This is a genomic window from Nocardiopsis changdeensis (genome assembly GCF_018316655.1).
In the GTDB taxonomy this organism is placed as follows: Bacteria; Actinomycetota; Actinomycetes; order Streptosporangiales; family Streptosporangiaceae; genus Nocardiopsis; species Nocardiopsis changdeensis.
On record NZ_CP074133.1, the window covers coordinates 2446222 to 2458685 of the forward strand.

9 protein-coding genes are annotated in these 12464 nt (G+C 73.7%); 8 read left to right on the plus strand and 1 reads right to left on the minus strand.

Going from position 1 to position 12464, the window contains the following annotated elements; genetic code table 11:
• Nucleotides 1-100 precede the first annotated feature (100 nt).
• The 8 genes from KGD84_RS11140 (at nt 101) to KGD84_RS11175 (ending at nt 11147) form a co-directional block, all read left to right on the plus strand.
• On the plus strand, nt 101-1276 hold the full coding sequence (locus KGD84_RS11140) for an ROK family transcriptional regulator (protein WP_220560205.1): 1176 nt from the start codon (nt 101-103) through the stop codon (nt 1274-1276).
• A gap of 280 nt (nt 1277-1556) precedes the next feature.
• The gene (locus KGD84_RS11145; RefSeq protein ID WP_220560206.1) at nt 1557-2699 is read left to right on the plus strand and encodes an ABC transporter substrate-binding protein; all 1143 of its coding nucleotides are present in this window, start codon (nt 1557-1559) and stop codon (nt 2697-2699) included.
• Between the two features lie 84 nt (nt 2700-2783).
• On the plus strand, nt 2784-3581 hold the full coding sequence (locus KGD84_RS11150) for an ATP-binding cassette domain-containing protein (RefSeq protein WP_220560207.1): 798 nt from the start codon (nt 2784-2786) through the stop codon (nt 3579-3581).
• Complete coding sequence (locus KGD84_RS11155) at nt 3581-4861, plus strand: sugar ABC transporter permease (RefSeq protein WP_220560208.1); 1281 nt, start codon at nt 3581-3583, stop codon at nt 4859-4861. Before KGD84_RS11150 ends, KGD84_RS11155 begins: the two co-directional genes overlap by 1 nt.
• Before the next feature lie 556 nt (nt 4862-5417).
• On the plus strand, nt 5418-6671 hold the full coding sequence (locus KGD84_RS11160) for a styrene monooxygenase/indole monooxygenase family protein (RefSeq protein ID WP_220560209.1): 1254 nt from the start codon (nt 5418-5420) through the stop codon (nt 6669-6671).
• A 99-nt stretch (nt 6672-6770) separates the two neighbouring features.
• Nucleotides 6771-7541 (plus strand): TSUP family transporter, encoded by a 771-nt coding sequence (locus tag KGD84_RS11165; RefSeq protein ID WP_370634468.1) that lies wholly within the window; start codon nt 6771-6773, stop codon nt 7539-7541.
• Between the two features lie 281 nt (nt 7542-7822).
• Nucleotides 7823-9748, plus strand: a complete 1926-nt coding sequence (gene dxs, locus KGD84_RS11170; protein WP_220560211.1) for a 1-deoxy-D-xylulose-5-phosphate synthase — start codon at nt 7823-7825, stop codon at nt 9746-9748.
• Nucleotides 9749-9788: 40 nt separating this feature from the next.
• On the plus strand, nt 9789-11147 hold the full coding sequence (locus KGD84_RS11175; RefSeq protein WP_220560213.1) for an FAD-dependent oxidoreductase: 1359 nt from the start codon (nt 9789-9791) through the stop codon (nt 11145-11147).
• Here the strand turns inward: KGD84_RS11175 and KGD84_RS11180 are convergent.
• A complete protein-coding gene (locus KGD84_RS11180) occupies nt 11140-12168 on the minus strand; it encodes a neutral zinc metallopeptidase (RefSeq protein ID WP_220560215.1) in 1029 nt (342 codons plus the stop codon). The genes KGD84_RS11175 and KGD84_RS11180 overlap by 8 nt on opposite strands.
• Nucleotides 12169-12464 lie beyond the last annotated feature (296 nt).

Sequence of the window (12464 nt, forward strand, 5' to 3'; positions counted from 1 at the left end):
CGTGCGCGGGTGGGCGGTTTCCGCTTGCGTTCAATCCTTGTAGCATTCGACACGGAAGGCACGGTCGGACCGTGCCGCGACCGACCGGAAGGGACGCCCGGTGACCGACACCGCAGTGACGCCGGGGTCCCAGTCCGCCCTCCGGCAGGCCAACGAGCAGCGGGTCGTGGACGTCCTGCGCCGCGAGGGCACCCGCACCCAGGCCGAGCTGGCCCGGGCCACCGGCCTGTCCGCCGCGAGCGTCTCCAACATCGTGCGCGGCCTGCGCGCCGCGGGCACGGTCGCGGTCCACGACACCTCCTCCAACGGCCGCCGGGCCCGCGCGGTCACCCTGGTGCGCCCGCCGGGGACGGTGGTGGCGGTCGACTTCGCCCCCGAGCGGGTCACGGTCGCCGTCGGCGACAGCGAGGGCAACATGCTGGCCCGCGAGGAGATCGACTACGACGTGGCCGCCGACCCCGACCGCGGGGTGCGCCGGGCCTCATGGCTGGCCGAGACCACCCTGCTGCGGGCCCGCATCGACCTGTCCACGGTGGGCTCGGTGGTGGCGTCGGTGCCGGGGCCGATCGACCCGCACGGCGGCGAGGTCGGCGGCATCTCCTGCCTGCCCCGCTGGGCGGGCTTCCGGCCCGCCGAGGCGCTGGGCGAGCGGCTGGGCGTCCCGGTCATCGCGGAGAACGACGCCAACCTCGCGGTCCTGGCCGAGCTCCACCGGGGCGCGGGCCAGGGCGCCGAGCACCTCATCCACCTGGTCATCGGCGACGGGGTGGGCGCGGGCATCATCGTCTCGGGCGGGCTGTTCCGCGGGGCGGGCGGCACCGCGGGCGAGGTCGGGCACATCGCGCTGGACCCGCGCGGCCAGGTGTGCCGCTGCGGCAACCGGGGGTGCCTGGAGACGTTCGTGGGGGCCGGGTACCTGCTGGACATGCTGCCGCAGAACACCTATGTCTCCCACGGCCCCGGACCGGCGGCGGTGGAGGACCTGGTGGGCGCCGCCCGCTCGGGCGACCCGGGGTGCCGGCGCATCCTCGCGGAGGCCGGCACGGCGCTGGGCCAGGGCGTGGCGATCATGGCCAACCTGTTCAACCCCGACCGGGTGATCGTCGGCGGCGACCTGGCCGAGGCAGGCGAGCTGTTGCTCGACCCGATGCGGCGGGCCATGGAACTGGGGGCGCTGGGCAGCGCCCTGTCCCGGCTGGAGCTGCTGCCCAGCGCGCTGGGACGCGACGCCTCCCTGTACGGGGCCCTGCGCATGGCGGCGCAGAGCATCCACTGAACCACGCAGGGTGTCCGCGGGCCCCTTCTTGGCCTTCCCTTGGTGAAGCTTTGTGTTGCCCGTACGTGGTCGTCCGTGTTCCTTCCGCGCATGCTGGAGGGACGCCCTTCTTCGCGAATGCGCCCTGACCTGCGGTTTCTTTGATTTTAACTGCTGAACGCAAAGTCCGTGATGTTTCGGTTATGTGTTCAGGAGTTGACGACAAGCCTGCGGAGAGGTCTACTTCACAACATCACTCGCGAGTTCACATCCGTCCCCCGCACGTCAGAAAGGTGCAGCGTTGAGTACACGCACCGCACACCAGCGCAAGGTCGCCGGAGGCTTCGCCGCCGCCGGCGCCGCCCTCACCCTTCTCGTCTCCGGTTGTGGTTCGCTCACCACCTCGGGCGAGGACGCCGAGAGGGAGACCCACAGCATCGAGGAGGGCTTCCACGTCGGCCTCCTCCTGCCCGAGCTCCAGACCGCCCGCTACGAGGCGTTCGACAAGCCCTTCTTCGAGGAGGCGCTCGCCGAGCTGTGCCCCAACTGCGAGCTGTCCTACGCCAACGCCGACCAGGACGTCGACGAGCAGCAGACCCAGGCCCAGGCCATGCTCACCGAAGGGGTGGACGTCCTGGTCCTGGACGCGGTCGACTCCGCGGCCGCGGCCGGCACCGTCAGCGAGGCCCAGGCCCAGGGGGTCCCCGTGGTCGCCTACGACCGCCTCGCGCAGGGCGGCGTGGACATGTACGTCTCCTTCGACAACCACCGCGTCGGCCAGGTCCAGGCCGAGGCCCTGATCGAGGCCCTGGAGGAGCGCGGCACCGCCGGCGAGGGCCAGATCGTCATGGTCAACGGCTCGCCCACCGACCCCAACGCCGCCGACTTCAAGGCCGGCGCCCACGAGATCTTCGACGGCCAGGTCGAGATCGGCCAGGAGTTCGACACCCCGGACTGGTCCCCGGACCAGGCCAACAGCCAGATGGAGGGCGCCATCACCGCCCTGGGCGTCGATGAGATCGTCGGCGTCTACTCCGCCAACGACGGCATGGCCTCGGGCATCATCGCCGCGCTGCGCAGCGCCGGCGTGGACGTCGACGACCTGCCGCCGGTCACCGGCCAGGACGCCGAACTCGCCGGCATCCAGCGCATCATCGCCGGCGAGCAGTACATGACGGTCTACAAGGCCATCCAGCCCGAGGCGCAGATCGCCGCCGCCATGGCCGTCGCCCTGGCCACCGGCACCGACCCCGAGCTCGGCGAGTACAACCTCGTCGACGTCGAGGACGCCAACGGCGAGACGGTCCCCTCCGTCCTGCTCGAGCCGATCGCGGTCACCGAGGAGAACGTCGGTGACACCGTGGTCTCGGACGGGATCTACTCCATCGAGGAGATCTGCACCGACGACTACGCCGACACCGACTTCTGCCAGGAAGCCCTCTAGGCACGGTGCGACGCCCCAACGGCGCGGGCGGGCCCTCGCCGCCCGCCCGCGCCGGCCCGGGACGAGAGAAGAGATAACGAACGCATGAGTACACCAGTCCTGGAACTGTCCGGGATCTCCAAGACCTTCGGGGCGGTCCGCGCGCTCAGCGACGTGGACTTCCACGTCGCCGAGGGCGAGGTCGTCGCCCTCCTGGGGGACAACGGCGCCGGTAAATCCACGCTGGTCAAGGTCATCTCCGGAGCCCACCCCGCCGACAGCGGCGGCGTGATCCGCTGGGACGGCCGACCGGTCTCCATCGGGGCCCCCGCCGACTCCCAGCGCCTGGGCATCGCGACCATCTACCAGGACCTCGCCCTGTGCGACAACCTGGACATCGTCGCCAACCTCTTCCTGGGCAACGAGAAGCTCCACTTCCCCGGCACCCTCGACGAGGTCGAGATGGAGAGCCGGGCCCGGGAGCTCCTCGACTCCCTGTCGGTGCGCATCCCCAGCCTGCGCGTGCCGGTGGCCTCCCTCTCCGGCGGCCAGCGCCAGATCATCGCCATCGCCCGCTCCCTCCTGGGCCAGCCCCGCGTGGTGATGCTCGACGAGCCCACCGCCGCCCTGGGCGTCGCCCAGACCGCCCAGGTCCTCGACCTCATCGAGCGCCTGCGCGACCAGGGCCACGGCGTCGTCCTGATCAGCCACAACATGGCCGACGTCCGCGCGGTCGCCGACCGCGCCGTGGTGCTGCGGCTGGGCCGCAACGCCGGCGACTTCCCCATCGCGGAGACCAGCTACGAGGAGATCGTGGCCGCCATCACCGGTGCAGCCGACAACCCGGTGAGCCGCCGCACGCAGCGCACCGGTTCCTCGGCCCTGGCCACGGAGGACAAGTGATGACCCAGCAGACCCCGGTTTCCAAGGCACCCGGAGAGGGTGCGGCCGCCTCGGGCGAGCCCGCGCGCGACCCCCGGCTGCTGACCACGGTCGCCTCGCCCAAGGGCTGGCTCCAGGCCCTGCGCCGCAACCTGCGCAGCGGTGAACTGGGACCCATCCCCGTCATCGTGGGGCTGCTGCTGATCGCCGTCGTCTTCCAGTCGATGAACGATCGCTTCCTGTCGCCGCAGAACCTGTCCAACCTGACCCTCCAGATCGCGGCCATCGGCCTGATGACCACGGGCGTCATCATGGTCCTGCTGCTGGGCGAGATCGACCTGTCCATCGGCTCGGTGGCCGGCCTGTCCGCGGCCGTCCTGGCGGTCCTGGCGGTCAAACAGGGCGTCCCCGAATGGGGGGCCATCGCCGCCGCGGTCGGCGTCGGCCTGGTCATCGGACTGGTCCACGGCACGGTCTTCGCCAAGGTCGGGGTGCCGGCGTTCGTGGTCACCCTGGCGGGCCTGCTGGGCTGGCAGGGCGTGCACCTGTACCTGATGGGCGCCGACGGCACCATCAACATCAGCCCCAACGGGGCGATCGCGATGCTCACCCAGACCTACTTCGTGCCGTTCGTGGGCTGGGCCATCGCGGCCATCGCGGTGGGCCTGTACGTGGTGTCGGTGGCCGTGGTCGAGCGGCGGCGCCGCCAGGCCGGCCTGCCCTACAAGCCGATGAGCGAGATCGCGTTCCGCGCCGCGCTGCTGGCCCTGCCGATCCTGGGCGGGGTGTGGGTGCTCAACCAGTACAAGGGCGTGCCGCTGGCCTTCCTGATCTTCGTGGGCTTCGTGGTCGTCCTGGACCTGGTCCTGCGCAAGACCCGCTACGGCCGCATGGTGTACGCGGTCGGCGGCAACGCCGAGGCGGCCCGCCGCGCCGGCATCAACGTCGACCTGATCCGCATCTCGGTGTTCGGCATCGCCTCCACCCTGGCGGCGCTGGGCGGCATCATGCTGGTCTCCCGCAACTTCGCGGCGAGCGTGTCCACCGGCAGCGGCGCCGAGCTCATGATGGCGATCGCCGCCGCGGTCATCGGCGGCACCAGCCTCTTCGGCGGCCGCGGCAACGCCTACTCGGCGCTGCTGGGCGGCCTGGTCCTGGGCGCCATCACCTCCGGCCTGCTCCTGCTCCAGATGGACACCTCGGTGCGCTTCATGATCACCGCGGCCGTCCTGCTCATCGCGGTCATCATCGACGCCGTCTCCCGCAACGGTCGCAAGACCAACGCCAGGGGAGGCGCCTGACACCCGCGGCACCCAGACCCTCTCCCGGGAAGGAGGCGGCGCTCACTCCCCGCCGCCTCCGCGCCCCGGTCCGGCCCCGGTAGCCGGACCGGGGCCCTTCGCGTGCCCGCCCCGGCCGTCCCGGGGAGGAGGGCGCGGGCCGATCCGCCTGTGATGTGCGTCGCTTCGGGCGGAGGGCGCGCGGGGCGGCCCGGCGGACGCGGGGGCGGAGCCGCCGTGGAGGCGGGCGGAGGGCGTGCCGGTCCGGCGGCGGACGGGGCGGGAGCGGTGCGCCACGGCGGTGAGCTGCGCGGACGCCCGTCCGGGGCCGCCGGCGCGGGACCGCGGACGCCTTCCGGCCCCCCGGAGGCCCGGCACGGCCGGAGGTCCCGGGCGCGCAGGGGCGAAGGTCCCGGTCGGCGGGGGTGCCCGAGGGGCCCGCGGGCGCGCTGCTAGGTTCGCCGCGAAACCACCGCCCGCCCGGGGTCGCACACGGACCGCCACGTGTACGCCCCCTCCTCGTCGTGCCCCGGAACCGTCCGGGCCCCGCGCGGGCCCGAACCACGGAGCAAGGCACATGCGCAGAATCCTCGTCGTCGGCACCGGGCAGTCCGGCCTGCAGCTCGCCCTCGGCCTGCTGGCCGAGGACTACGACGTCACCCTGGTCGGCCCCGACGGGCCCGGGGAGATCCGCGCGGGCCGCATCACCTCGACCCAGTGCCTCTTCGGGCCCGCCCTGCGCCGCGAGCGGCGGCACGGCCTCTCCCTCTGGGAGGACCGGGCCCCGGGGATCCTCGGCGTCGGCCTGCGCGTCGCCCCCGGGGAGGGAGGCGTGCCGGGGCCGTCCTGGCTCGGGCGCCTGGACGAGCCCGCCCGCTCCGTCGACCAGCGCCTCAAGCTCTCCGCCTGGCTGGACCTCTTCGTCCAGGGCGGCGGCCGCCTGGTCCGCCACCGGGTGCACCCGACCGAGCTGTCCGCGCTCGCCGCCGAGTACGAACTGGTCGTGGTGGCCACGGGCCGCGGCGGCCTCGCCGACGTCTTTCCCCGGGACACCGCCCGCTCCCCGCACGACGCCCCCCAGCGTTCGCTGGCCCTGGTCTACGCCTCGGGGGCCGCCCCCCACCCCGACGGTCCGGCGCTCTCCCGCACCGCCGTCCCGGGCGCGGGCGAGGTGTTCAGCCTGCCCGTGCTGTCCCTGAACGGCCCCTGTGACGCGCTCATGGTCGAGGCGGTGCCCGGGGGACCCCTGGACCGCCCGCTGCCCGCCACCGCCCACGCCGGGGACGTCCTGGACCACCTGCTGCGCGTGGTGCGCCGCCACGCGCCCTGGGAGTACGAGCGGTTCGCCGGAGCCCGCCCGGCCGACCCCATGGCCGCCCTCACCGGCGGGTACGCGCCCGCCGTCCGCGAGCCCGTCGCCCGCCCCGGAGGGGGCGCGCCGGTCCTGGGCATGGCCGACACCGTGGTCGCCAACGACCCCATCACCTCCCAGGGCGCCAACATGGCCTCGCTGGCCGCCGACGTCTACCGGCGCGCCATCGTCGACCACGGGACGCGCCCCTTCGACGAGCACTTCATGCGCGGGGCGTTCGCCGAGTACTGGCGGCGGGCGCGCCAGGTCACCGCGTGGAGCCGGGTGATGCTCTCGGGGCCGCCGCACGTGTGGGAGCTGTACCGGCTGGCGGCCCGCCACCAGGAGACCGCCGACCGGTTCGCGAACTCCTTCGCCGACCCGACCGGGCTCATCGAGTGGTTCCTGCACCCGGAGCGGGCCCTGGAGTACATCGACGGGGTGTCCCGGCCCGCGTTCGCGGGCGGCCGCCCCCGCTGACCCCGCCGCCCCCGCGGGAGGCGGACCGGAGGAGGAGCACATCCCATGTCCCTACCTCCCGAACCCGACCGGGAAGGTGCGGATGTAACGTCGCACCCCGTGCTCTCGGAATTCTTCTCGCCCTCCGGACACGGGGTGCTCCCAGCGGGCGACATCTGGACCTTCGCCGTCGTCGCCGCGCTCGCCATCGTCGTCGGGGCCGTGGTGCAGAGCACCGTCGGCCTGGGCCTGGGGCTGGTCGGCGCCCCCGTCCTGTCCCTGCTCGACCCCACCCTCGTGCCGGGGGCGCTCCTGGTCGCCGTCATCGTCCTGCCGGCCCTGACCCTGATCCAGGAGCGCGAGCACGTCGACTGGCGGGGCATCGCCTGGGGCCTGCCCGCCCGCCTGCCGGGAACGGTCCTGGGGGTGTGGGTGGTCGCCGCCCTGCCGCCCCGGGCGCTGGCCGGGGCGGTCGGCGCCATGGTGCTCATCGCCGTCGCCCTGTCCCTGCGGTCCTTCCGGGTGCGCATCACCCCGGTCTCCCTGGTCGCCGCGGGGGCCCTGTCCGGGTTCGCGGGCACCGCCACGTCCATCGGCGGGCCGCCCATGGCCCTGCTCTACCAGTACGAGGAACCCGCCCGGGTGCGCGCCACCCTGGCCGCGTTCTTCCTGTTCGGCGGCGCCCTCTCCCTGACCGCGCTGGGGATCGGCGGGCAGCTCGACACCCGCACCGTGGTGGTCGGGGCGGCGGGGATCCCGCTCGTCGCCCTGGGCTTCGCCGCGGGCGTCGCCCTGCGCAGCCGGGTCGAGCCCGGGCCCCTGCGCCTGGGCATGCTCGCCGTGGTCGCGGCCTCGGCCGTCGCCCTGCTGGTCCAGGCCGTCCTCGGATAACCTCGGCGGGGCGGAGGAACGGCAAAGACTTCCCCGGGAACGGGTAATCTACCCCGAAAACCGTGCCGGGGGGCGGTGTCCCCGCGGTTCGAGGCCCGCTCCGCCGGGGACGCGCGACCCGTGCGCCCCGCCGCACCGGCACGCCCGGTGCCGGGCGGGACCCGTGGACGCCGCACCATAAACTCGGGTATGTATACCTGCCGGTAGCCAAACCCGGCCCATGTCAGGGGCCCGGGGCGGCAAACTCAACCGACACGCTGGACGAGGGGACTGACGAGACAGTGACACTGTTCGAGTCGATGCACAATCCGGAAGCTCTCAAGCGGCTTCCGGCCGATCAGCTCCCGGTCCTGGCCCAGGAGGTCCGGGACTTCCTGGTCGAGTCCTGCTCGCAGACCGGCGGGCACCTCGGCCCGAGCCTCGGCGTCGTCGAGCTCACGATCGCGCTGCACCGGGTCTTCGAGTCCCCCAAGGACCCCATCCTGTTCGACACGGGCCACCAGGCCTACGCGCACAAGGTCCTCACCGGCCGGCACGACTTCAGCAACCTCAAGTCCGAGGGCGGCCTGTCCGGCTACCCCTCCCGGGCCGAGTCCGAGCACGACTTCATCGAGAACTCCCACGCCTCCACCGCGCTGTCCTACGCCGACGGCATGGCCAAGGCCAACGAGGTCCGCGGCGTGCGCGACCGCACCGTCGTCGCCGTCATCGGCGACGGCGCCCTCACCGGCGGCATGGCCTGGGAGGCGCTCAACAACATCGCGGAGAAGAAGGACCGCCGCCTGGTCATCGTCGTCAACGACAACGGGCGCTCCTACTCCCCGACCCGGGGCGGCCTCGCCGACCACCTCGCCTCCCTGCGCATGGCCCCCGGCTACGAGCAGGCGCTGGACCTGGCCAAGACCACCCTCAACCGCACCCCCGTGGTCGGCCAGCCCCTCTACGAGGCCCTGCACGGCCTCAAGAAGGGCATCAAGGACGCCATCCAGCCCCAGATGATGTTCGAGGACCTGGGCCTGAAGTACCTCGGCCCCATCGACGGCCACGACGAGCCCGCGCTGGAGAAGGCGCTGCGCCGCGCCCGCGACTTCGGCGGCCCGGTGATCGTCCACGTCATCACCCAGAAGGGCAAGGGGTACGCCCCGGCCGAGAACCACGACGAGGACCAGTTCCACGCCCCCGGCCCCTTCGACGTCGCCACCGGCCGGGCCAAGCCCGGCTCCAAGGCCCTCAAGTGGACGTCGGTGTTCGCCGACGCCATGGTCGAGATCGGCGCCGAGCGCGAGGACGTGGTGGCCATCACCGCCGCCATGCTCCACCCCACCGGCCTGAACAGGTTCGCCGACGCCTACCCCGACCGCATCTTCGACGTCGGCATCGCCGAGCAGCACGCCGCCACCGCCGCCACCGGCATGGCCATGAACGGGCTGCACCCGGTCGTCGCCGTGTACGCGACCTTCCTCAACCGCTGCTTCGACCAGGTGCTCATGGACGCCGCCCTGCACCGCCAGGGCGTCACCTTCTGCCTGGACCGGGCCGGCGTCACCGGCAACGACGGCGCCAGCCACAACGGCATGTGGGACATGTCCATCCTCCAGGTGGTCCCCGGCCTGCGCCTGGCCGCGCCCCGCGACGCCGAGCGCCTGCGCACCCTGCTGCGCGAGGCCGTGGCCGTCGAGGACGCCCCCACCGTCGTCCGCTACCCCAAGGGCGCCGTCGCCGAGGAGCTGCCCGCCCTGGGCAAGGTCGGCTCCATGGACCTGCTGCGCCGCGCCGCCGACGGCGGCCACTCCGAGGACCTGCTCATCGTGGGCGTGGGCACCATGGCCCAGGTCGCCTGCGAGGTCGCCGACCGGATGGCCGACCAGGGCATCGGCGTCACCGTCATCGACCCGCTGTGGGTCAAGCCGCTGGACGAGGCGCTCATCGCCGAGGCCGCCCGGCACAGCGTCGTCGCCGTGGTCGAGGACAACGGCCGCACCGGCGCCGTCGGCGACGCCGTGGCCCGCCTGCTGCGCGACAACGACGTGGACGTGCCGGTGCGCACCTTCGGCATCGCCCAGGAGTTCCTGGACCACGCCAAGCGCGACACCATCCTCCAGGAGCAGGGCCTGACCCCGCAGGAGCTCTCGCGCAGGCTCACCGAGACGGTCTCGCGCCGCACCGAGGGCGCCGCCGGCCCGGCGCTGGCCGACAAGTCGGCCTGACCGTCCCGGACGGGAGGGGTCCTGCTGCCAGAATGGGGGCATGACCTCTCCCGACGATCCCCGCGCCGGGGAACGACCCGCACCGCTCAAGGTGGCCGTCATCGGCTCCGGACCGGCCGGACTGTACACGGCCGACTCCCTGACGCGGCAGCGCAGGGTGCCGGTCCGCGTCGACGTCATCGACCGCCTGCACACCCCGTACGGGCTGGTGCGGCACGGCGTGGCCCCCGACCACACCAAGATCAAGGGCGTGGCCCGCTCCCTGCGGCGCATCCTGGAGCACCCCGACGTGCGGTTCGCGGGGGGCGTGGAGTTCGGCGCCGACGTCACCCGGGACGACCTGGCCCGCACCCACCACGCCGTCGTGTACGCCACCGGGGCCTCCACGGACCGGCGCATGGGCGTGCCGGGGGAGGACCTGCCCGGCAGCGTCGCCGCCACCGACTTCGTCAACTGGTACTGCGGGCACCCCGACAGCGAGATGCTCCGGTTCGTCCTGGACAGCGAAGAGGTCGTGGTGGTGGGCGCGGGGAACGTCGCCCTGGACGTGGCCCGCATCCTCGTCAAGACCGCCGACGAGCTGCGGCACACCGACATCCCCCAGCCCGTCCTGGAGGCGCTGGCGACCAGCCGGGTGCGCACCGTCCACCTGCTGGCCCGGCGCGGCCCGCTCCAGGCCAAGTTCACCGCGCCCGAGCTGCGGGACCTGCTCGAACTGCCCGAGGTCGACGTCGTGGTGGACCCCGCCCAGGTCGACATCGACCCGGCGGGGATCCGCGGCGAGGTCGCCCGCGCCGCCCGCACCAACCTGCGCCTGCTGAGCGAGCGCGCCGCCCTGCCGCCCAAGGGGCACCCGCGCGCCGTCCGCCTGCACTTCTGGTCCCGGCCCCTGGAGGTCCTGGGCACGGACCGGGTGACCGGCGTTCGGGTCGAGCGCACCCGCGAGGACGGTGGGCGCCTGGTCGGCACGGGGGAGACCGCCGACCTGCCCGCGGGCATGGTGCTGCGCTCCGTCGGCTACGCGGGTGTGCCGATCCCGGGCGTGCCCTTCGACGAGGCGGCCCGCACCGTGCCCCACCGCGACGGCCGGGTGCTCGACGCCCAGGGGCGTGTCGTGCCGGGGGACTACGTGGCGGGCTGGGCCAAGCGGGGCGCCACGGGCGTGATCGGCACCAACAAGTCCGACGCCGCGGCGACCGTGCGCTCCCTGCTCGACGACGCGCCCGCCCTGCTGGCGGCCGCCCCCGACCTGGTCGACCTCGCGGAGGTGGTCGAGGGCAGCGACTACGGCGCCTGGCTGCGAATCGACGACGCCGAGGCCCGCCGCGCCGCGGAGCTGGACCGCGGCGAACGGGTCAAGCTCCACGGCTGGGCGGCCTACCGGGACGCCATCAGGTGACCTCGCCGGGGGCCGCGTCGTAGGTGTTGCAGCCGCCCACGGTGGCGTCGCTCCAGCCCTGCTCCAGCCAGTGGGCGCGGTTGGTCGCGGTGCCGTGGGTCGGCAGGTCGCCGCCGCCGTTGAAGTTCTCGTTGACCCACCGCAGGGACCGCTCGTCGGAGCCGGTGATGGCGCGCAGCCCGATCCCGGCCATGCACTCGGCCTGGAGCTCGGTGCGGCGCAGCGTGTCCAGTTCCTCCTCCTCGCTGGAGGACTTGCGGCGCAGGTCGTGGGAGATGTCGAGGATGCCGGTCACGTACTGCACGTGGTGGCCGTACTCGTGGCCCATGAGGGCGATCCACACGTCCTCGTGGGCTTGTGCGGGGATCTGCTCGCCGAGCGTGCGGACGTTGGGCAGGACCACGGTGATGCGCTCGAAGTCGCTCTCGTAGTAGGCGAGGGTGTACCCCTCCTCGTCGCCGGAGTCGGGGGACTCCCGGGTGACGGTGATCTCGGGGGTGTCCGCGCTCAGGCCGAGGTCGTCGAAGACGGGGGCCCACAGCTCGTCCAGGCAGTGGCCGGTGGCGGTGGCGAACTCCTGCCAGGAGTCGTCGGAGGCCGTGTCCAGCTCGGGGACGTCGCAGGCGACCTCCTGGGGGGTGGCGGCGTCGTACAGGGGGTGGTCGGCGATGTCGATCACGACCTGGGCGGGCGGCTCGGACAGCCGGTCGTCGTAGTGGGCGGCGAGGTTCTCGCCGGTGGGGGTCGGCTCGGGCCGCGGCGTCGTGGTCACGATGACCACGCTGGCCACCAGCGCCGCCAGCGCGACGGTCGCCGCCACCGCGGACGCCGCCAGCACCCCGAGCCCGCGCCGCCTCGGTGGCGGAGGCGCGGGCGGCCCCCACTGCGGGGGCCCGGCGTACACCGGCGCGTACGGCGGCACGCCCGCGCCGTGCCACGGCCCGCCGTGGACCGGAGCCCCGGCGTACGGCGGCACACCCGGCACCGGAGCGCCCTGCGTCCCCGCGCCGTACGGCGCCATATGCCCCGTGGTGTGCCCGGGCGCCGGAACCCCCTGCCGCCCGCCCGCGTACGGCGGCACGCCCGGTGCGGGGGTGCCCTGCGGTGTTCCCGTGCCGCCTGGGTCCACGGCGTAGGGCGGCACGTGCCCGGTGGTGTGCCCGGGCGCCGACGTGCCTTGAGGCTCGCCCGGGGCCCCGGTGTGCGGCGGGCCGCCCGGTGCCGGTGTGCCCTGCGGTGTCTCCGCGTTGCCCGCGTTCATGGCATAGGGCGGCACGTGCGTGTTCGGCTGCCCGGGGGCAGGTGTGCCTTGGGGGT

Coding starts and splice junctions, on each gene's coding strand:
- KGD84_RS11150 (WP_220560207.1), top strand. CDS start 2,784: ATGAGTACACCAGTCCTGGAACTGTCCGGGATCTCCAAGACCTTCGGG.
- KGD84_RS11155 (WP_220560208.1), top strand. CDS start 3,581: ATGACCCAGCAGACCCCGGTTTCCAAGGCACCCGGAGAGGGTGCGGCC.
- KGD84_RS11160 (WP_220560209.1), top strand. CDS start 5,418: ATGCGCAGAATCCTCGTCGTCGGCACCGGGCAGTCCGGCCTGCAGCTC.
- KGD84_RS11175 (WP_220560213.1), top strand. CDS start 9,789: ATGACCTCTCCCGACGATCCCCGCGCCGGGGAACGACCCGCACCGCTC.
- KGD84_RS11180 (WP_220560215.1), bottom strand. CDS start 12,168: ATGGCGCCGTACGGCGCGGGGACGCAGGGCGCTCCGGTGCCGGGTGTG.